Here is a 19,736-nt window from a genome sequence, read left to right on the forward strand (position 1 = left end):
CCCGCGCCCGCGGCTCGGCCCTCGTCCTCCCCGCGAAGCGGAGCGGACGAGGGCACCGGCCGTCACTTCAGGCGGGACTCGATGGCCTCGATGATGCGGGGGCGCAGTTCGGCGGCGGGGATGACGGCGTCGACGGAGCCGACCTCGACCGCGCGGCGGATGTCGTGGACGCGGTCGAACTCCGCGGCGACCTCGCCGAGCTTCTCCGCCCGGACCGACGCGCGCAGCTCGTCGAGCTCGGCGATCAGCGCGGCGCGGTCGGCGCCGGTCGCCGCGGCGACGCGCGGCTCCAGCGCGCGGACGCGCGGGTCGGCGGCGGTGCGGGCGTCCACGTCGCGGGAGAACACCGCCGCCGCGGCGGGCGCGCCGCCGAGCACCGACGCGAACGAGCCCTCCAGCGCGAGGACGGTCATGTTCGGGTTCAGCGCCTTGGAGAACACCACGAACGCGCCGCCGTGGTAGCGGGAGATCACGCAGAACACGATCGGGCCGCGGAAGTTCACGATCGCGCGGCCGATCTCCGCGCCGTACTCCAGCTGGAGCTTGCGCAGCGACTCCGGCGAGCCGTCGAAGCCCGACAGGTTCGCCAGCACCACCAGCGGCCGGTTCCCGCTGGCCGCGTTGATCGCCCGCGCGGCCTTCTTGGACGACTGCGGGAACAGCGTGCCCGCGGTGTAGGAGTCGGGGCCGTCGGTCGGCGGGAACCCGCGCCGCGGCACCGCGTGCGACTCGATGCCGAGCAGGCACACCGGGATGCCGCCGAGGTGGACGTCCTGCACCACCGCGGTGTCGGCGTCGGCCATGCCCGCCCAGCGCTCCAGGACCGGGTGGTCCTGGTCGGACAGCGCCCGCATCACCGTCCGGATGTCGAACGGCTTCTTGCGGTCCGGGTTGGCCGCGGCGGAGAAGATCTCGCCGACGGTGGTGAAGTCGCTGCCCTCGACGATGTGCGGGAAGTCGGAGACGTCGCGGTCGGCGGGGTCGGTGGTGGCGGCGCGGCGCGGGGCGTCCTCGCCGGGGACGACGTAGGTGTGGTCGTAGTGCGCCATCAGCACGTCCCGCGCGGCGACCAGGTTCGGCGCCCAGTACTGCGCCTGCCCGTTCGGGCCCATCACCCGGTCGTAGCCGCCGATGCCGAGGTTGTCCTCGGCCGAGACGCCGCCGGAGAAGTCGAGCGCCTGCTTGCCGGTCAGCACCATCGCCGACTCCGGCGTCATCACGAGGACGCCCTTGGTGTGCATGAGCATCGTCGCCTCGGCGTTCCAGTACGGCTGCGCGCCGACGTTGATGCCCGCGACGACGACGTTGATCTCGCCGCCGTCCTGGGTGAACTCGACGATCCGCTTCAGCGCCGCCGCCACCCAGTCCATGTTCTCCGTGCCCGACTCCATGGAGATCCGGGCGCCGGCCGACAGCGCGTACCATTCCACCGGCACCCGCATCCGCTCGGCCAGGTCCAGCGCCGCGATCACGCGGCGGCACTCCGGCTCCGACAGGGCGCCGAGCGCCTTGGTCGGGTCGCCGAGCAGCACGACCCGGGTGACGCCCTCCGGGTGCCGGGGCGTCGGGGTGGTGACGACGCCCGCGACGATCGCGGCGGTGTTGCGGCCCGCCGGCCGGTCGACCGGCACCAGCGCGTGCGCGGCGTCGAGGTCGTGCTCGGTGAAGTCGCCGAGCATCGCGGTCAGCTCGTAGGGGTACACGGTGTTGCGGCTGCGGGCGCGCAGCACCTTCTGCCGGTAGCCGTCGACCGGCTCGACCGGGTCGTCGGACGGCTCGCCCACGGTCAGGGACGTGCCGCCGGCGGCGTCGAACGCGATCCGGACGGTCCGCTTGAGCAGCTCGCCGGTCTCCGGGTCGCGGCGCCGCCCGATGATCTCGATCTCCTCCAGCCCGGCGCCCGCGGCGGTCGGCAGCATCCGGTCGACGAGCATCTCCAGCTCGGCGCGGGCGAGGTCGCTCGGCGGCCAGACGTAGATCACGATGCGGTTGGTGGGCAGCCGGTTCTTGGACGGGCGCCGCTCCTGGGCCCGCCGGATCGAGTCGAGGCAGGTGGCGATGATGAACTCGGCGGTCGGCAGCGACAGCAGCCGGCCGTCGTGGTCGCGCAGCCCGGTCAGGTCGCGGACCTGCGCGAACGCCACGAGCCGGTCGTCGGAGGGGTTGTCGCGCGCCACGCACTGGAACAGGTAGACCTCCTCGTCGGAGGACGGGAGCCGGGTGAGGTCGAACCCGCTCAGCCGCTCCATCCGCATCCGCTGCGCGATGTGCGGGTGCAGGCCGCGGATCAGCCGCTCCTCGGCCATCCCGTCCCCGTACGGGCGGAAGGTGAAGTGGTGGTGCATGACCGCGCCGCTGCTGCCCGCGACGGTGGCGGTGATCCGGCGGACCCCGCCGGGCATCGGATGCTCGGCGAGGACGCCGCTCAGCGCCTCCGCCATCGCCTCGAAGTCCTCCGGCTGGTTCTCCCAGGAGAGGTAGATGTCGGCGTCGACGACCTCGCCGCCGGTGGCGAGGCCGGCGAGCCCGGCCAGCGCCCCGCCGAGGGCGTCGAAGCTCACCGCGGCGGACACCAGCCGCGAGCCCTCCCGCTCGGCGACGACGAACGAGCAGCCGCCGGCCTCGGCGGTGCGGACGCCGGTCAGGCCCTTGTTGCCGTAGTAGCGCCGGGTCAGCACCTCCAGCATGACCGCGTTGTCGCGGTCCCCGCGGCGCAGCCGGCGGCCGAGCAGCCGCACCAGCGGCTCGGTGCTGCGCACCATCTCGGCGATGCGGTCGGCGCGGTCGGGCGAGTCCGGGTGGGCGTCGAGGTGGCGCAGGTGCCGCCGGACGTCGGCGTAGACGCGGGCGCGGTCGCGGCGCAGCATCGGCTGGGCGTACCAGGCGAACACGACACCGCAGGCGAGGTCGTAGACCACCGGGAAGCGCACCTGCGCCGCGTTGATCAGCCGCTGGAGCGCGAGCCCGGCGGGCTCGCGGAGCGCCTCGACCGGCGGGGGCTCGCGCAGCCACGCGCGCAGCAGCGCGCTGACGACCGCGGCGTCCGCGGACGCGCGCTGCCGGGACAGGAAGATCCGGAAGACCGCCGCCTCCAGTTCGGGGGAGCGGTCCAGGCTCGTGACGCCGTAGTGGCCGAGCGCCTTCGCCAGCCGGTCCTGGAACGCCGCCGGCAGCCCGGCCCGCTCCACGTCGAGGCTCTGCAGGTAGGTGTGGAAGTACTCGCGGGCGCTGTGCACGTGCCCGTCCGCGCCGTCCCCGCCGGCGGGCCGGTCGCGGGTCAGCTCGGCGAGGTCGGCGAACACGTCCAGCAGCGCGATCTCCTCGGCCAGCGGCCGATGGCCCTCCGCGGCGGCGGCCTGGCGTGCGGCGAGGTAGCCGGCGAGCGCGCGGCGCTCGTCGTGCGGGTCGACGTCGAAGCCGAGCAGCAGGCCGCGCAGCTCCTCCCGGCCGCGGGCGGCGCGCTCGGGGGCCGGGACCGCGGCGGGCGCCGCGGGCAGGTCCAGCTCGGCGGCCGCAGCGGCCGCGCCGTCCCCGGCCTCGGCGTCGGCGAGCGGCTCCAGCCGCAGCAGCGGCGCGCCGGTCTCCACCTGGCTGCCGACCGACACGACGCATTCCTTCAGCCGCGCCTTGAACGGCGCCCGCAGCACCGTCTCCATCTTCATGCTCTCCAGCACCAGGACGGGCGCGCCCGCCTCGACCTCGGCGCCGGGCTCCAGCGGGGTCGCGACGACCAGCGCGGGCGCGGGGGAGCGGACGACGCCGCCCTCGTCCCGGCTGACCCGGTGCGTCACGCCGTCCACCTCCACCAGGTGGACGGGCCCGTGCGTCCCGGTGAGCAGCCGGTACCGGGCGCCGTTGACGGTGATCTGCGCGGTGTGCCGGTCGAAGCGGTCCAGTTCGACATCGGCGGTGCGGACGTCGTCGCCCGCCTCGACGGCGACGCGGAACCGGTCCGCGCCGACCCGTGCGACCCGCACCCGGTAGGCGGCGCCGCGCAGCTTCAGGTCGAGCGGCCTGCCGCTCTCGTGCCGCACCTGCGGGCGCCCGCCGGACGCGGTGGACAGCAGCCGCCGCCGCGCGGCGCGCTCGTCCTCCTCGTACGCCTCGATGGCGGCGGCGGCGAGCGCGACCGCCGAGTGGCGGCTGGTGACCAGGCCGCCCGCCGCGCGCTCCCGGTCGATCCAGCCGGTGTCGGCGCTCGCGGCGACGACCTCCGGCCGGTCGAGCAGGTCGAGTACGAAGCTCTTGTTCGTCGCGCCGCCCTCGATGATCACGGTGGTCTGCGCCATCGCCCGGCGCAGCCGGCCGAGCGCCTCGTCCCGGTCCCGGCCGTAGGCGATGATCTTGGCGATCATGGAGTCGAAGTCGGCGGGGATGGTGTCGCCCTCCCGCACGCCGGTGTCGACTCGGACGCCGGGCCCGGCGGGCAGGTCGAGCCGCGCGATGCGGCCGGGCGCGGGGGCGAAGTCGCGGTCGGGGTCCTCGGCGTTCAGCCGGGCCTCCACGGCGTGCCCGCGCTCGACCGGCCGCGGGCCCTCCAGCCGGCCCCCGGCGGCGACGTGCAGCTGCGCGCGCACCAGGTCGAACCCGGTGACGGCCTCGGTGATCGGGTGCTCGACCTGCAGCCGGGTGTTGACCTCCAGGAACGCGAACAGCTCGTCGCCGGGGTGGTAGAGGAACTCGACGGTCGCCGCGCCCCGGTAGCCGACCGCGACGGCGAGCCGCTCGGCGGACGCCTTCAGCTCCGCGGCCTGCTCGGCGCGCAGCACCGGCGACGCCGACTCCTCGATGACCTTCTGGTTGCGGCGCTGCACCGAGCAGTCGCGCACGCCGAGCGCCCACGCGGTCTCGCCGTCCGCGATCACCTGCACCTCGACGTGCCGGGCACCGGTGACCAGGCGCTCCAGGAACACCACGCCGCTGCCGAACGCGCGCGCGGCCTCCTGGCTGGTGCGCTCGTAGGCGTCGGCCAGCTCGGCCTCGTCGTTGATCACGCGGATGCCGCGCCCGCCTCCGCCCGCGGTCGCCTTCAGCATCAGCGGGTAGCCGATCCCGGCCGCCGCCTCGCGCGCCGCGTCCAGCGTCTCGACGGCGCCGCGGCTCCACGGTGCGACCGGGACGCCGACCTCCTCGGCGATCAGCTTCGCGCCGATCTTGTCGCCGAGCCGGCGCATGGCCTCGGCGCTCGGGCCGACGAAGGTGACGCCCGTCCGCTCGCACAGCTCGGCGAACGCCGGGTCCTCCGCGACGAAGCCCCAGCCGACCCACGCGGCGTCGGCGCCGGTCTCCACCAGCGCCCGCTCCAGCACCTCCGGGTTCAGGTACGGCCGCTCGGCCGCCGGGCCCAGGTCGTAGGCGAGGTCGGCCTCGCGGACGAACGTGGCGGTGCGGTCGACGTCGGTGTGCAGGGCGACCGTCTCGATCCCGGCCCCGGTCTCGGCGGCCAGGGCCCGGACGGCGTGGATGAGCCGCATGGCGGCCTCTCCGCGGTTGACGATGGCGACACGACTGAACACCCGACCGAGCCCTCCTGTAGACCACGGCGCACGCCGCGCGACGGCGCCCCCGACGGTGCCACCTTTCCGCCTACCGGCCCGTAGCGCCATGTCGCAGACATCGCACGCTGAGCGGTTGGAGTTGTGGGAATCGTGCAAAGCCGGGACCGGGACGCCGCCTTACGGCGCGTCCGGAACCCGGACGGCGATGACGGCGATGTCGTCGGTGCCGGTGGTCGGGAGGCCGGTGAGGATGCCGTCGCAGAAGGCGGGCAGGGGGGCGGTGGCGAGCTCGGCGGCGCGGCGGCGGAGCCTGTCCAGGCCCCGGTTCAGGTGCTCGTGGGGATGCTCGATGAGCCCGTCGGTGTAGAGGAAGAGCGTGGAGCGGGGCGGCAGGGGCTCGACGGCGCTGACGCAGGGATCGTCCACGAGCAGGCCCAGGAGGGGGTTGGTGGCGTCCTCCAGCAGCCGGGTGTCGCCTTCTGCGGTGACCAGCAGCGGGGGCGGGTGCCCTGCGACCGCGTAGTGGAGCTGGAGGCCGCCGCTCCGGGCCTTCTCGACCCGGGCCAGCACGCAGGTGGCGGTGCCCTCGGGCGTCAGCGTGTCCAGGGCGACGTTCAGCCGGCGCAGGATGTCGCCCGGCGGCCCTTCGCGGTCGACGGCGAGCCCCCGCAGCATGTTGCGGAGCTGGCTCATCGCGACGGCGGCGCCCAGGTCGTGCCCGGCCACGTCCCCGATGACGAGGACGGTGGTGCCGTCGCGGAGCACGAAGGAGTCGTACCAGTCGCCGCCCACCTCGGCCGCGGCGGGGCTCGCCCGGTACCTGGCGACGATGCCCAGGCCCGGGACCTCGGGCGGCTGCGCCAGGAGGCCGTGCTGGAGGGCGAGCGCGACCCGCTGCGTGCGCTGGAAGAGCATGGCGCTGCTCAGCGCGTCGTGCGCGTGGTCGAACATCTTCCGTATCAGCGCGACGTCCTCGTCGTCGAACGGCGGGCGGTCTCCGCAGGCGGACGCGGTCACCGCGGCCGCGACCGTGCCGTCCACGATCACCGGCAGCAGCATCACCGTGTGGGCGCCGGCGTCGGTGAGCCACGACACCGAGCTCGCGGGCAGCAGGTCCCTCGGCGGCTTCCCGGGCGGGAAGCTGCGGCGCACCGGGCGCCTCGCCAGCACGGCCCGGACGAAGCCGCTGTCGGGCGAGAACCACTCCTCGCCGGCCGGGAGCCGCGCCGGCAGCCCCTCCCGTGCGGCGGTGGCGATGCGGCGGGACAGGACGGGCGCGCTCGGCGGGCGCTCGCCGAGCTCGGGCAGCAGGTGCACTCCGCAGCCGTCGGCGAGCGCCGGGACGAGGACGTCGGCGAGCGCGCCGAGCATGTCGTGCAGCTCGGTGTGCTCGGCGGTCGCGACGGCGGCGCGGCCGAGCAGCTCCTGGCGGCGCTCCCGCCGCCAGCGCTGCTCGATGTCGGTGCAGGTGCCCACCCATTCCACGATGGCGCCGTCCTCGTAGACCGGCGCGGCGTTCACCTCGAAGTGCCGGTACTCGCCGCCGGTGTTCCGCAGCCGGTAGACGTGGCGCCAGGGCTGCTCCCGGCGCAGCGCCTCACGCCAGGAGCGCACCGTCGCGTCGCGGTCGTCGGGGTGCACGGCCCGCAGCCAGCCCTCGCCGCGGAACTCCTCCCAGCCCTGCCCCGTCACCCGCTCCCAGCCGGGGCTCGGCTCGATCGGGCGGCCGTGCGGCCCGGCCACCCACACGACCTCGGCGCTCACCTGGACCAGGCTCCGGAAGCGGTGCAGCAGCCGGCGCCGCGTCTCGGCCATCTCCCGGGCGCGCCGGGCCGTGGCCACCTCCTCGGTGACGTCCGCGGCGACGGTGAGGACGCCGGGCTCGCCGTCCTCGAACCGGGAGAGGCTGAAGGAGAAGTAGCGCTTCTCCATGCCGGAGCCGAAGTGCAGCGTCACCGGCGTGTCCGTGACGCTGATCGCCTCCCCGGTGGCGTACACGCGGTCGAACAGGTCGAAGTGGTGCTTCTCGAGGAGCTCGCCGAACGCCTCGCGGATCGGCTGCCCGACCGGCCGTACCCCGAAGCTCAGCCGGTAGGCGGTGTTGGTGTAGACGAGCCGGTGGTCGGGCCCGGTCGTCACGGCCACGCCCACCGGCGCGAGGTCGAAGACCTCCAGCGTGAGCTTGCGGTACCGATCGGCGCCGAGGCGCCGTTCCGCTCCGGCGTCGTCCATCGTCCCCCCGTCGGCCGGCCGTCCTCCTGAGTCGCCGTACCCCGCGAGCAGGGCGGACATCGCGATTTTTACCCGCGGTTGGCGAAGAGGTTCACCGATGGGTGCGGGCCGTACCCGGCGCGGGTGTTCCCCCGGCCCGGACGGGCAGCCTGGAGAGCGTGGAACCGCTGCTGACGTTCGGCCACGGCACGGCGGGGCGCGCCGAGCTGGCGCCCCTGCTGCGCGGCGCCGGGGTTCGGTGCGTCGTGGACGTCCGCACCGCGCCGGGGAGCCGCCGCAACCCGGACGTCCACCGCGACGCCCTCCGCGAGTGGCTGCCCGCCGAGGGCATCGGCTACCGCTGGGAGGAGCGCCTCGGCGGCTTCCGCCGCGCCGCGCCCGGCAACCCCGACACCTTCTGGCGCAACGACTCCTTCCGCGGGTACGCCGGGCACACCCGCAGCCCCGAGTTCCTGGCCGCCATGGACGAGCTGCTGGGCGCGGCCGCGCGGACCCGGACGGCCGTCATGTGCAGCGAGTCGGTGTGGTGGCGCTGCCACCGCCGGCTGATCGCCGACTTCGCCGTCCTGGCGCGCGGCCGGCCCGTCCTGCATCTGGCCCACGACGGCCGCCTCACCGAGCATCCGCCCACGTCAGGAGCCCGCCTGCGGGAAGACGGGAGGCTCGTCTACGACGGGGAATGACCGCCCGGGGGCCCGGCGCGCCCGGGACTCCCGTGGGGCGGCCAGTGTCCCACCCTGGTGCCCCCGGCGGGCCCGGCGGCGAGGGTTGACGGTGTCGGCGGGCCGGTCGGGTGACCGGCGGGTCATGACAGGGACGGGCCGCTCGGGTCGCGAAAAGTCCGGGGGAACTGTCACGGGCGGGCGGCCCGCCTTGTCCTAGATGGCGGCCGGGCGGCGACGGACGCCGGCCGGCGGACTGGAGGGGAGCGACATGAAGATCGTGGTCATCGGAGGCACCGGCCTGATCGGGTCGAAGGTCGTGGAGAGGCTGAGCGCCCAGGGGCACGAGGCGGTGGCGGCCGCGCCGAACACCGGGGTGAACACGCTGACCGGCGAGGGCCTCGCGGAGGTGCTGGAAGGGGCCTCGGTGGTGGTCGACGTGGCGAACTCGCCGTCGTTCGAGGACGCCGCCGTCCTGGAGTTCTTCGAGAAGTCGACCGGCAACCTGCTCGCCGCCGAGGAGGACGCGGGCGTCCGCCACCACGTCGGGCTGTCGATCGTGGGCACCGACCGGGGGCCGTCCCGCGGCTACTTCCGCGCGAAGCTCGCCCAGGAGGACCTGATCCGCAAGTCGCCGATCCCGTTCTCGATCGTGCACGCCACGCAGTTCTTCGAGTTCACGCGGGGCATCGCCGACGACGCCACCGACGGCGGCGTCGTGCGGATCGCGCCCGTGGCCTACCAGCCCATGGCCGGCGACGACGTCGCCGCGCGGCTCACCGAGGTCGCGCTGGGCGCCCCGCTGGACTCCCCGATCGAGATCGCCGGGCCCGAGCGGTTCCGGATGGACGAGTTCATCCGGGACGCGCTCGCCTACTGGAACGACCCGCGCGAGGTCGTCACGGACCCGCACGCGCACTACTTCGGGGCCGAGGTCGAGGAGGACAGCCTGGTCCCGCTCGGCGACGCCCTCCTCGGCTCGATCCGCTACGCCGACTGGCCGGGCCGCGACGCGGTGAAGAAGTAGGCCGCGCCGGACGATCGGGGGAGTGCCATGACCGCACCGGCGATGGTCGCCGAGTTCGACGACGTGGCGGAGTGGACGGCCGAGGCCGTCGAGCTGCTCGGCGGCCGGCACGCGATCCCGGCCGCCTGCCGCGGCAGCGCGAGCCCGGCGGCGCTGGCCTGGCTCGCCGAGGCGTGCGAGCTGGCGCCCGGGACGGCGCTGCTGGACGTCGGCGCCGGCGCGGGCGGCCCGGCGGCCTGGGCGGCGGAGCGGTTCGGCGTGCGGCCGGTGCTGCTGGAGCGGATGCCGGCCGCGTGCCGGGCGGCCGCGCGGCTGTTCGGGCTGCCGGTCGTGACCGCCGACGCGGCGCGGATCCCGCTGCGCACCGGGTCCGCGGACGCCGCCTGGTGCCTGGGCGTCCTGTGCACCGTCCGGGACAAGGCCGCGCTGCTCGCCGAGATCCACCGGGTGCTGGCGCCCGGCGCGTCGCTGGGGCTGCTGGTCACGGTCGCCCGCGGCCCGGTGCTCGGCGCGGTCCCGGACGGGAACCACTTCCCCACCCAGCCGGAGCTCGCCGGACTGCTCGACGGGGCCGGGTTCGACCTCGTCGAGCAGATCGACAGTCCGGGCGACGCGCCGCTGGCCTGGTCGCGGCGCGCCGAGCGGGTCGCCGAGCTCGTCGCCGCCCGGCACCGCGGCGACCGCGCCTACGCCCTGGCCGCCCATCAGGGGGAGCGCTTCTCCCGCCTGCTCGCCTCCGGGCGGCTCTCCATGCAGCTCGTCCACGCCGTCGCCCGGCAACGTGCGGCGCGACCCCCGGGGAGGGGACATGACCTCAGCGGATGAGGACAGGAGTTTCGAGGTGGAACTCGAGATCGAGATCGAGGAGGAGCTGACGCTGGTCGCGTCGAGCCGCCCGGAGGAGGCGGCCGCCGCGCCGGTCGGCGAATGGCTGTTCGACCCGGCCGACGCCGAGCGCGACGAGATCGGACTGCGCAACCTCCTCGGCGCCGTGGAGAAGCTGGAAGGCGACTCATGACCCGGGCGACCGCCTGCCCGGCGCGGATCGCGACGCTGGAGAGCCTCCGCGAGCACCTGCAGTGGGCGATCGAGCTGGAGCACGCGACCCTGCCGCCGTACCTGTGCGCGCTCTACTCGCTCGACCCGGAGCGCAACCCCGAGGCCGTCCAGGTGGTGGCGAGCGTGTTCGCCGAGGAGATGCTGCATCTGGCGCTCGCGGCGAACCTGCTCAACGCGGTCGGCGGCCGGCCCCGGCTGGACGTCCCGGAGATGCTCCCGCCGCATCCGAGGCCGCTGCCCCACGGCGACCGCTCCCTGCGGCTGTCGCTGCTGCCGTTCGGGCCGGAGGCGATCGAGGCGTTCCTGCGGATCGAGCGGCCCGCGCCGCCCGGTGCGCCCCCGGAGGACGACGCCTACGAGACGATCGGGCAGTTCTACGACGCGGTCGAGGACGGGCTGCGGGGGCTGTGCGACCGGCTCGGCGAGGACGCGGTGTTCACCGGCGACCCCGCCCGCCAAGTGACCTCCGTCCACTTCCGCAACAGCGCCGGGCGGCTGTTCGCGGTCACGGACCTGACCTCGGCGCTGGCCGCGCTGGAGGAGATCGTCGAGCAGGGCGAGGGGACCGCGCGCGGCGAGGTCTGGGACGGCGACCGGGACGTCTTCCACCCCGAGCGGGACGAGGTCGCGCACTACTACCGGTTCCAGGAGCTGAAGGCGGGCCGCCGCTACCGGCGCGGCGACACCCCCGAGTCGGGGCCGACCGGCGAACCGGTCGACGTGGACTTCGGCGGCGTCCGGCCGATGCGCCGCGACCCGCGCCTGGACGACCATCCGCCGGGCAGCGCGATCCGCACGGCGCAGGAGGAGTTCAACCGCACCTACTGCGGCGTCCTGCACCTGCTCGAGCTGGCGTTCGACGGCAGCCCGGGGATGCTCCCGGTGGCGGTCGGGACCATGTACGCCCTGAAGGCGCAGGCCGAGGCGCTGATGACCATGCCGGCCGGGGACGGCGCGACCGCCGGGCCCACCTTCGAGTACGTGCCGGAGGAGGCCCGCGGCTGGAGCCGGGGGGACGGGCGGCGCATCGTCGTGCTCCGCGACGGCCCCTACGTCGTGTACGGCGGGATCCCGCTGCGCCGCAAGCGCAAGATCGTCTCGTCGGAGGGCGCCGCGCTGACCTGGCAGACCGGCGAGGACCTGCCCACCGAGGACGTGTACGCGCTGTGCCGCTGCGGCCGGTCGGGGTCCAAGCCGTTCTGCGACGGGTCGCACGCGCTCACCCGGTTCGACGGGACCGAGGCCGCCCCGCTCCGCCCCTACGCGGAGCTGCAGCACGTCCACGACGGGGAGGGCGTCTCGGCGCAGCGGGTCGGCGAGCTGTGCGTCCACGCCGCGTTCTGCATCGGCCGCACCAGGCCGATCGCCGAGATGCTCGCCGACACCGCCGACAGCGACGTCCGCGCCGAGATCATGGGGCGGATCGACCACTGCCCGTCCGGCTCCTACAGCTACGCGCTCCGGCGCGGCGGCGAGACGATCGAGGCCGACCTGCCGCAGGCGGTCTCCGTCCTCGCCGAAGAGGACGGCCTGGCGAGCGCGCTGTGGGTGACCGGCCGGGTGCCGGTCGTGCGGTCGGACGGCCTGCCGCAGGAGACCCGCAACCGGGTGACGCTGTGCCGCTGCGGCCACTCGCAGAACAAGCCGCTGTGCGACGGCACCCACCGCGACATCGGCTTCCGCGACGAGAACGCGCCGTGACTCCGCCGCGCCGCGACGCGGCCGCGCCGCACCCGGACTCCGGCATCCGGATCCGGGTGCGGATGCGGGCGCGCCCGATCGACGAGCCGCACCGGGCCGCGAGCCCGCTGGAGCTGCTGTTCGACCTGACGTTCGTGATCGCGGTCGCGGCGGTCACCGCGGAGCTGGCGCACGAGATCGCCGCGGGCCACGGCGGCGCCGGGGTGGTGCCGTTCCTGCTGGTGTTCTTCGCGATCTGGTGGGCGTGGATGAACTTCACCTGGTTCGCCTCGTCCTACGACACCGACGACGTGGCCTACCGGCTGCTGACCATGGTGCAGATGGCGGGCGTGCTGGTGCTCGCCGCGGGGGTGCCGGCGGCGGCCGACCACGACGACTTCCGCGGCGTCACGCTCGGCTACTTCATCATGCGGACCGGGCTCGTCACGCAGTGGGTGCGGGCCGGGATCGAGGACCCGGAGGGCCGCCGCACCGCGTTCCGGTACGCGGGCGGCATGGCGGCGCTGCAGGTCGGCTGGATCCTGCGGCAGGCGGCGGCGGAGACCGGCGCGCTGCCGCCGTCCGCGTTCGTGCCGGTCTTCCTGGTGCTGGCCGCGCTGGAACTGGCCGTGCCGGCGTGGGCGGAGCGCGCCGCGCCCACCACCTGGCACCCGCACCACATCGCCGAGCGCTACGGGCTCTTCACGATCATCCTGCTCGGGGAGAGCGTCCTCGCGGCGACCCGGGGCGTCGCGGGGGCACTGGAGGAGACCGAGGTCAGCGGCCCGTTCCTGGTGATCGCGGTGTCGGGCCTGGTGGTGCTGTTCGCCCTGTGGTGGCTGTACTTCCTCGCGCCCGCCGGCGCGGGGCTGCGCGACCGCCGGCACCGCTCCTTCCCGTGGGGCTACGGCCACTACGGGATCTTCGCCTCGCTCGCGGCGCTCGGCGCCGGGCTGGAGGTCGCGGTCGAGCAGACCGGCCACCACGCGGAGGCGTCGCCGACGGCGATCTGCTACGCGGTCGCGATCCCGGTGGGGGTGTTCCTCGGCCTGCTGTGGCTGGTGCACGCCTCGATCGTCGCGCGTCCGCCGGCCCACCCGGGCACGGTGGCGGGGTGCGTCGCGGCGGTGCTGCTGGTGCCGCTGGCGGCGCCGCAGCTGGGCGTGGCCGCGGTGATCGCCGTGATCGCGGTGCTGTGCGTGCTGCTGACCGCCGTCACGATCGCGTTCCGGTGACCGCCGGGCGGCGGGTCAGTCCTCGCTCCAGCCGTGCTTGCGGGCGAAGGTCAGCAGGCTCTCGCGCAGCCGGACCAGGTGGGCGCCGCTCAGCTCGGGCACGGTGTCGAGGATCAGCTCGGTCAGCTCGATGCGCAGTTCCGTCGTGGTGAGGACGTCGCAGAGGACCTCGTCGTCGGACGGGTGGACGCGCCCGCCGCCGGCGGCGGGCGCGCGGTCGCCGATCACGCTGACGTCGAACGCCTTCAGCCCCCGCTCGCCGTCGATCAGCTCGTATTCGACCGACGTCCCCGTGGTGATCAGCGTCTTGTCGTCGTTCAGATCGTTCACATGGACGAAGACGTCGGGACCGCCCTCGTCGGGCGTGATGAATCCGTAGCCGCGAACCTCGTCGAACCGCGCGATCTTTCCCACATGCACCACGACAGCATCCTTCACCGAACGCATCCGTCACCATCATCCACCGAAATGCGCGGAGGGATTCCCGATCGCGCCGCGTCGTCCCGGCCTTCGCCCCCAGGGTATCCAACGGCCCCCGCCGCGTCCGGGAGCGAAATCGCGCGATCGCGCGCCTACCAGGCCGCGGCCCCGGGGACGCGGTCCGGGCGGTAGGGGGCGAGGGCCGGCTCGCCGCCGCGCAGGTCGGCGGCGATCAGGTCGGCGAGGTGCGGGGCCAGCGTCATGCCGCTGTGCGCGACGGCGGTGTAGAGGCCGGGGAGGTGCGGGCCGGCGAGCGGGTACCCGTCGACGGGCAGCGGCCGGACGCACCGGTGGACCGCCTCGACACCGGCGGTGAGGCCGGGGAGCACCGCGCGGGCGCGGTCGAGGAGCTCGGCGGCGGCGCGGTCGAGGGCGGCCGCGGGGGTACCGAGGTCGGTGGCGTCGTCGATGTCGGCGGCCTCCAGCACGAGCCCGCCGCCCGGGACGGGCCGCAGGTCGACGCCGGGGGAGTGGACGACGCCGTTGAGCGGCTCGGGGACGGGGCCGGTGAGGGCGGTGAGGCCGGGCGCCGCGGACCCGGGCGCCTCGGCGTCGACCAGGGGGAGGGAGAGCCCGGCGGTCGCGAGCAGGGCGGGGGAGTGCCGGCCCGCCGCGCAGATCGTGAGGTCGGCCTCCAGGTCGTCGCCGCTGCCGAGGCGGACGCCGGTGACCCGGTCGCCGCGCAGGTTGAGGCGGGTGGCGGCCATCCCGGTGATCAGCCGCGCCCCGGCCGAGCCGGCCCGGGCGGCGAGCGCCGCGACCGCGTCCGGGCCGTGCACGTGGCCCTCGCCGGGATAGTGGGCGATGACCGCGCCGGGGCCGGGAGGACGCAGGGCCGGTTCGAGCTCGCGCAGCCGGTCCGGCGTGATCAGCACGGCCGGGTAGCCGAGCGCGGCCAGCCGCGCGACCCGGCCGGCCAGCCGGTCCGCGGCGGGGCCGGCGGCGGCCCAGGCCGTGTTGCCCGAGATGCGGAACCAGGCGGGGTCGCCGAACTCCCCGGCCAGCCTCCGCCAGGCGCCCAGGGCGGCGACGCGGAGCGAGTGGTAGGCGGGATCGCCCGGGTCGTTGGCGTTGAGCCAGGCGAAGCTCGCGCCCGAGGTGCCCGCGCCGGGCCTCTCCCGCTCGACCAGCGTCACCTCGGCGCCGCCCGCCCCGCGGGCCAGCCGGTCGGCCAGCGCGGTGCCGATGATCCCGCCGCCGACGATGACGATCCGCATGCGTCCAGGATCGCAGTCTCCGCGGCGGGCGGCCAGGCCCCTGCGGGCCCGGCCCCCGGCGGCCGCGCTCAGCCGGTGAGGCTCATGACGGTGACGAGCAGGACGAGCAGCAGCGGCACCAGCGCGCCGATGATCGCGATGGGCCGGGCCATCAGCGGCGGGCCCGGGTCGGCGGGCCGCCCGTGCGGCCGTCCGTCGGGCGGCGGCATCGGGGCCGGGAGGCCGGCCACCTTCCCGTGCCGGGTCAGGTTGATCAGCACGGTGACCGGCGTGGCGATGAACGAGATGTAGCCCCACCAGCCGCCGATCAGCGTCTTGGCGGTCATGTCGCGGAACACCGACAGCCCGCAGTCCCGGCAGAAGGGGCCCTTCAGGTGCAGGAAGGACATGACGATGATCATTCCGCGGTGGCCGCGGAAGGTCGTGTCCACGGCGGGGACGCAGCCGCAGAAACGGCATTGCGGATCCATCGGCGCCCCCTGCGGCATGCCGTACGGCATTTGCTGCTGCGGCGGCGCATAAGGCGCCTGCTGAGCGGCGCCGTAGGGCGCATTCGGCGGTGTGCCATAGTGCGCATTCGGAGGCGCCGCATAAGGGGGATTAGGCGGCGCACCGTAAGGCGCGCCGCCATTCCCGTAGGGATTCGGTTGCTCCACGGGCGGAGATCATGCCACGCGCGCCCGGGGCGGCGTTCGCATTTTCCTCCATTCCCCGGTTTACGGACGTTCCCGGGGGCGTTTGCGGGCGCGCGGCAGCGGACCGGCCGGCCGCGACGCCGCCGCCGATGTCCTGGAGTCTTCCCGGCCTGACGCTCGTCAGGCGGAAAGCTCCGACTCGCGCCGGGTGAGGACGAGCGGGCCGTCCTCGGTGATGGCCACCGTGTGCTCGGAGTGGGCCGTCCGCGAGCCGTCGGCGGACCGGATCGTCCAGCCGTCGGGGTCGTAGACGATCCGGTCGGTGGTGCGGGCGAACCACGGTTCGAGCGCGAGGGTGAGGCCCGGCCGGAGGGTGAGCCCGCGGCCCGCCTTGCCCTTGTTCGACACGTGCGGCCCCTCGTGCATGGTGCGGCCGAGGCCGTGGCCGCCGAACTCGTCGTTCACCGGGTAGCCGTAGTCGGCGGCCACCGCGGAGATCGCCGCCGAGATGTCGCCCAGCCGGTTGCCCGGCCGCGCGGTCTCGATGGCCGCCTCCAGGGCCTCCTCGGTGGCGCGGATGAGCCGCACGTCCTCGTCGGCGGGGGTCCCGACGATGACCGTGCGCGCCGAGTCGGCCACCCAGCCGTCGATGCTGACGGCGATGTCCGCGCTGAGGACGTCCCCGTCGCGCAGCGTGTAGTCGTGGGGGAGGCCGTGCAGGACGGCGTCGTTCACCGACAGGCAGATGACGTTGCGGAACGGGCCGTTGCCGAAGGAGGGCGCGTAGTCCCAGTAGCACGACTCGGCGCCGCGCCGCTTGAGCATGGAGCGCGCGTGGTCTTCCAGGTCCAGCAGGTTGACGCCCACCTCGGCCAGCCGGCCGACCTCCGAGAGCACCTCGGCGACGAAACGGCCGGTCACGTGCATGCGCTCGATCTCCGCGGGCGTCTTCAGTTCGATCACGGGTACCTCGGTCCAGGGAGTTTCGGTATTACTATACCGGCACGACTGTAGCGCTTGACGGTATAGAAATACCACTCCTATCCTGGGCGCATGGTCCGCCAACCGCTCACGCCCGAACAGATCGAGGCCGGCAGGCGCCTCGGCGCCCTGCTCCGCCGGGCGCGGGCCGGACGCGACCTCGCCGACGTCGCGCTCGCCGCCGGCATCTCCCCGGAGACCCTCCGCAAGATCGAGACCGGCCGCCTGCCCACCCCCGGCTTCGGCACGATCGTCCGCCTGGCCGAGGCCCTCGACGTCCCGGTACAGGACCTGGCCGCCACCTGGCGCGGGACCGACCACCCCCTCGAAGCCGTCTCCTAGGCCCGTCCTCCCCGGCCTGCGGACGCACCGGTCGGTCAGTGGGCGTTCAGGGCCTTGGCGATCTCCTGTGCCGCCGCGTACGCGCCGCGGACCGCGTGCTTTCTGCTGAGCGGGTGGCGTTCGTCCGTCGCCTCGTAGGTCACCCTGACGACCACGTTGCCGTCCCGGAAGACGATCTCGCCGGGGATGACCTCGGGGACGTGCACGGCGAACGCCTGGTCGCCCAGGCCGGTCACGGCGCGGAAGTACTTCCTGTCATGGACGCTGAGCGTCTCCTCCGCGCGGGCGTCGTGGTGGCGCATCTCGTACTCGCGGGTGGCGAGCCGGGCGCCGTCGAACAGCTCCGAGCCCGGCACGACCGCCGCCGAGACCGCCAGCTCGCGGCCGTTCGACCTCCACGAGCAGCCGCCGGTGTCGGCGTCCCTGATGGCGAGCGCGGCGCTGCCCGCGCCCGTGCCGCCGGTGACGGAGTCGTCCTTCACCAGCCGTCGCAGGGTCCGCTTCGGCACGGCGGCGCACAGGTCGGGCACCGTGCGTGCCGGTGTCGGGCGCGGCGCTCCGGCGATCGCGGGCTGCGCGGGCCGTCCGCCCAGGGCGGCGACCACCTCGGACGCGGCGGCGAACGCGCCGTCCCGCGCCGTGGCCTCCTGAAGCGTCCCGAGTAGCGAGCGGTACTGGACGGTGACGTTCGCGCTGCCCACCCGCATCACGACCGTCGCGCCGGTGGACCCGGAGAGCTGCACGAACGCCTCGTCGCCGAGGCCCGTCACCGCCTTGCCGGGCACGTTGGACCATTTCGGGCCGAGCGCCGTCATGGCCGCCGCGACGGGAGCCCGTCCGGTCTGCGGTACCCCGGGACGCAGCCCGGTGCCGCGGAACAGGGTGATGCCCACCGACAGCCGACGATCGGACTTCCGGTCGTCGGTCCGGGACGACCAGGTGCAGGTGCCCTGGCCGCCGTCACTCGCCGTCCGCGCGTCGGGCACCAGCCGGGCGAGAGTGGCGGCGGAGATCCCGCAGTGCTCCGGATGCGCCTTGACGATCGGGCCGTCCGGGATCCGGTCGGGTCCCGCGGGCGGATCCGGCAGCCGGTCGAGGGCGTCGGGCGAGCCGAGCGCCTTCACCGCGACCGCGCTGAGCACGAGGACGACGATGGCGGCGAACAGGACGGCCCCACCGGTCTTCTTCGGGGATGCGGCGAACCGCTTCGGTGATGCGGCGAACCGCGGCGTCTCCGTCACGTTCGCAACGACCTCTCCACCGCGACGGCGACCGTGTAGGCGCTGTCGATCAGCCGGCTCCCGCTCAACTTCGTCTCCTCATCGGCGCCCTGGTAGGACACCTCGACCAGCAGGTTGCGCTTCTGGAAGACCACGAACCCCTCGTCCCCGCTGGACGAGGTCCGCGCGCCCCGGATGACCGCGAACGCCCGGTCGCCGGGCCCGGACAGGGGCTTGAACCCGGTGAACCGGTCCGTCCCCAAAGTTCTGCCCGCCCGCAGGTTCTCGTAGACGCCCAGGTACCGGCGCCCGGCCGTGAAGGCCCCGAGACCCGGCAGGCGGTCCTCGTCGACGATGATCGCCACCGTGAGGGTGCGCGACCGCCCCTCGTTGTAGTACTGGGACGTGCGCGCCTTCCACGTGCAGGCGTCGGCGGACGCCCCCGGCCAGGTGACGGCGGGGAACAGGGAGGCGGTGCCGCGCTCCCGGTACGCGCCGCGCGCCACCTTCTCGACGGTCGCCGCCGGGACCGCGTCGCACGGCTTCGGGACGTTCCGCACCGGCGGCGTCACCGGATGCTTCACCCGGCTCAGGACGGGCCGCGCCGCCGTGCCCATGCTCTTCGCCGTCTCGGCCGCCGCCGCGAAGGCGCCGTCCAGCGCGGCCTTCTCCGGGATCGTCCTGCGCTCGCCGCGCACGGAGTCCCAGCCGCGGTAGCGGACCGTCGCGACGGCGTTGCCGACGCGGAACCTGACGATCGCGCCCTCGGTCTCGGTGTCCGCCGAGTAGCGGGCGGTGGCCTCCTCGCCCAGCCCCTCCACGATCTGCTCCGCGGCGGAGGTGCGCACGTAGGGCGGTGTCTCGTCCATCTGCCGCAGCGCTTCGCTGATCGGCGACTGGAGCCGGCTCTCGGCGAGGACGATGTCGACGTTGAGGACGCGCTCGTTGCGGAAGTCGCCGGTGCAGAAGTCGCACTTGGCCTTGCCGTCGTCCAGCGAGTACCACATGCAGCTGCCCGGCCCGCCCTCCCGGAAGAGGCCGCCCTTCTCGGCGTCGGGATCGGAGCCGGGCGCGAGCCGCGCCGCCGTGGCCTTCGCCACCCCGCAGTTGGCGGGCGGCTTCTTCACGATCCGGCCGGCGGGAACGGTGTCGGCGGCCGCGGGCGCGGCCGCCAGCGGCCCGTCGGAGATCCCGGCCGGCTCGGACGGCCGCATGGCGGCCACGACGGTGGCGACGCCCACGACGAGGACGAGCGCCGCGGCCACCGTGCCGAGCTGCCACTTGCGGTCCGTCCGCAACCGGTACGCGAGGCCCGCGGATGCGTGATCGGGATCGGGATCGGGATCGGAATCGGGCATGCGAACTCCAGACCGGGGCGGATGACGGACGTTAGAGCCCGGTGGGGGAGGCGGCGGTTCCCATGGACCGTCGTCCTGTTTCGGCCAGTCTCCTGGTCCGGGCAGAGCTG

At 74.7% G+C, this 19,736-nt stretch carries 15 protein-coding genes; 7 read left to right on the plus strand and 8 right to left on the minus strand.

Annotation, left to right across the window (positions count from 1 at the left end):
* Positions 1–62: 62 nt before the first annotated feature.
* Both CHF16_RS21105 and CHF16_RS21110 read right to left on the minus strand, forming a co-directional pair.
* Positions 63–5,516, minus strand: coding sequence for an ATP-binding protein (locus CHF16_RS21105; protein ID WP_089327806.1), 5,454 nt, complete (start codon positions 5,514–5,516; stop codon positions 63–65).
* Positions 5,517–5,675: 159 nt separating this feature from the next.
* Entirely contained in the window at positions 5,676–7,730 is a 2,055-nt protein-coding gene (locus CHF16_RS21110) for a SpoIIE family protein phosphatase (RefSeq protein WP_089327807.1), read from the minus strand.
* A gap of 158 nt (positions 7,731–7,888) precedes the next feature.
* On the opposite strand from CHF16_RS21110, the gene CHF16_RS21115 reads away from it, so the two are divergent.
* The 6 genes from CHF16_RS21115 to CHF16_RS21135 all read left to right on the plus strand — a co-directional run bounded on the left by CHF16_RS21115 (position 7,889) and on the right by CHF16_RS21135 (position 13,393).
* A complete protein-coding gene (locus tag CHF16_RS21115) occupies positions 7,889–8,413 on the plus strand; it encodes a DUF488 domain-containing protein (protein WP_218826760.1) in 525 nt (174 codons plus the stop codon).
* Positions 8,414–8,663: 250 nt separating this feature from the next.
* Positions 8,664–9,419, plus strand: a complete 756-nt coding sequence (locus tag CHF16_RS21120; protein WP_089327809.1) for an SDR family oxidoreductase — start codon at positions 8,664–8,666, stop codon at positions 9,417–9,419.
* A gap of 27 nt (positions 9,420–9,446) precedes the next feature.
* Positions 9,447–10,244, plus strand: a complete 798-nt coding sequence (locus CHF16_RS21125; RefSeq protein WP_218826761.1) for a class I SAM-dependent methyltransferase — start codon at positions 9,447–9,449, stop codon at positions 10,242–10,244.
* Positions 10,228–10,437: a hypothetical protein gene (locus CHF16_RS39570; protein WP_143228074.1), complete on the plus strand. Its 210-nt coding sequence runs from the start codon at positions 10,228–10,230 to the stop codon at positions 10,435–10,437. Before CHF16_RS21125 ends, CHF16_RS39570 begins: the two co-directional genes overlap by 17 nt.
* A complete protein-coding gene (locus CHF16_RS21130; protein ID WP_089327810.1) occupies positions 10,434–12,179 on the plus strand; it encodes a ferritin-like domain-containing protein in 1,746 nt (581 codons plus the stop codon). The genes CHF16_RS39570 and CHF16_RS21130 overlap by 4 nt, the downstream gene beginning before the upstream one ends.
* Positions 12,176–13,393: a low temperature requirement protein A gene (locus tag CHF16_RS21135; RefSeq protein ID WP_245868940.1), complete on the plus strand. Its 1,218-nt coding sequence runs from the start codon at positions 12,176–12,178 to the stop codon at positions 13,391–13,393. Before CHF16_RS21130 ends, CHF16_RS21135 begins: the two co-directional genes overlap by 4 nt.
* Before the next feature lie 15 nt (positions 13,394–13,408).
* On the opposite strand, the gene CHF16_RS21140 is transcribed toward CHF16_RS21135, so the two are convergent.
* From CHF16_RS21140 to map, 4 genes are all read right to left on the minus strand, one after another.
* Complete coding sequence (locus CHF16_RS21140; protein ID WP_089327811.1) at positions 13,409–13,816, minus strand: cold-shock protein; 408 nt, start codon at positions 13,814–13,816, stop codon at positions 13,409–13,411.
* Positions 13,817–13,965: 149 nt separating this feature from the next.
* Positions 13,966–15,090 (minus strand): NAD(P)/FAD-dependent oxidoreductase, encoded by a 1,125-nt coding sequence (locus tag CHF16_RS21145; protein WP_089327812.1) that lies wholly within the window; start codon positions 15,088–15,090, stop codon positions 13,966–13,968.
* A 68-nt stretch (positions 15,091–15,158) separates the two neighbouring features.
* Complete coding sequence (locus CHF16_RS21150) at positions 15,159–15,521, minus strand: hypothetical protein (RefSeq protein ID WP_089327813.1); 363 nt, start codon at positions 15,519–15,521, stop codon at positions 15,159–15,161.
* A gap of 384 nt (positions 15,522–15,905) precedes the next feature.
* Positions 15,906–16,688, minus strand: a complete 783-nt coding sequence (gene map / locus CHF16_RS21155) for a type I methionyl aminopeptidase (protein ID WP_089327814.1) — start codon at positions 16,686–16,688, stop codon at positions 15,906–15,908.
* Positions 16,689–16,778: 90 nt separating this feature from the next.
* Here map and CHF16_RS21160 point away from each other — a divergent pair, with 90 nt between their 5' ends.
* Complete coding sequence (locus CHF16_RS21160) at positions 16,779–17,048, plus strand: helix-turn-helix transcriptional regulator (protein WP_089327815.1); 270 nt, start codon at positions 16,779–16,781, stop codon at positions 17,046–17,048.
* Between the two features lie 35 nt (positions 17,049–17,083).
* Here CHF16_RS21160 and CHF16_RS21165 read toward each other — a convergent pair whose 3' ends face one another.
* A complete protein-coding gene (locus CHF16_RS21165; RefSeq protein ID WP_089327816.1) occupies positions 17,084–18,289 on the minus strand; it encodes a hypothetical protein in 1,206 nt (401 codons plus the stop codon).
* Positions 18,286–19,626 carry a hypothetical protein gene (locus tag CHF16_RS21170; protein WP_089327817.1) on the minus strand — a complete coding sequence of 447 codons (1,341 nt, stop codon included), beginning with the start codon at positions 19,624–19,626 and terminating at the stop codon, positions 18,286–18,288. Before CHF16_RS21170 ends, CHF16_RS21165 begins: the two co-directional genes overlap by 4 nt.
* Positions 19,627–19,736: the final 110 nt, after the last annotated feature.

The sequence above is a fragment of the Actinomadura meyerae genome, assembly GCF_900188445.1.
GTDB lineage: Bacteria > Actinomycetota > Actinomycetes > Streptosporangiales > Streptosporangiaceae > Spirillospora > Spirillospora meyerae.

Coding starts and splice junctions, on each gene's coding strand:
- CHF16_RS21125 (WP_218826761.1), top strand. CDS start 9,447: ATGACCGCACCGGCGATGGTCGCCGAGTTCGACGACGTGGCGGAGTGG.
- CHF16_RS21170 (WP_089327817.1), bottom strand. CDS start 19,626: ATGCCCGATTCCGATCCCGATCCCGATCCCGATCACGCATCCGCGGGC.
- CHF16_RS21160 (WP_089327815.1), top strand. CDS start 16,779: ATGGTCCGCCAACCGCTCACGCCCGAACAGATCGAGGCCGGCAGGCGC.
- CHF16_RS21110 (WP_089327807.1), bottom strand. CDS start 7,730: ATGGACGACGCCGGAGCGGAACGGCGCCTCGGCGCCGATCGGTACCGC.
- CHF16_RS21145 (WP_089327812.1), bottom strand. CDS start 15,090: ATGCGGATCGTCATCGTCGGCGGCGGGATCATCGGCACCGCGCTGGCC.
- CHF16_RS39570 (WP_143228074.1), top strand. CDS start 10,228: ATGACCTCAGCGGATGAGGACAGGAGTTTCGAGGTGGAACTCGAGATC.
- CHF16_RS21120 (WP_089327809.1), top strand. CDS start 8,664: ATGAAGATCGTGGTCATCGGAGGCACCGGCCTGATCGGGTCGAAGGTC.
- CHF16_RS21130 (WP_089327810.1), top strand. CDS start 10,434: ATGACCCGGGCGACCGCCTGCCCGGCGCGGATCGCGACGCTGGAGAGC.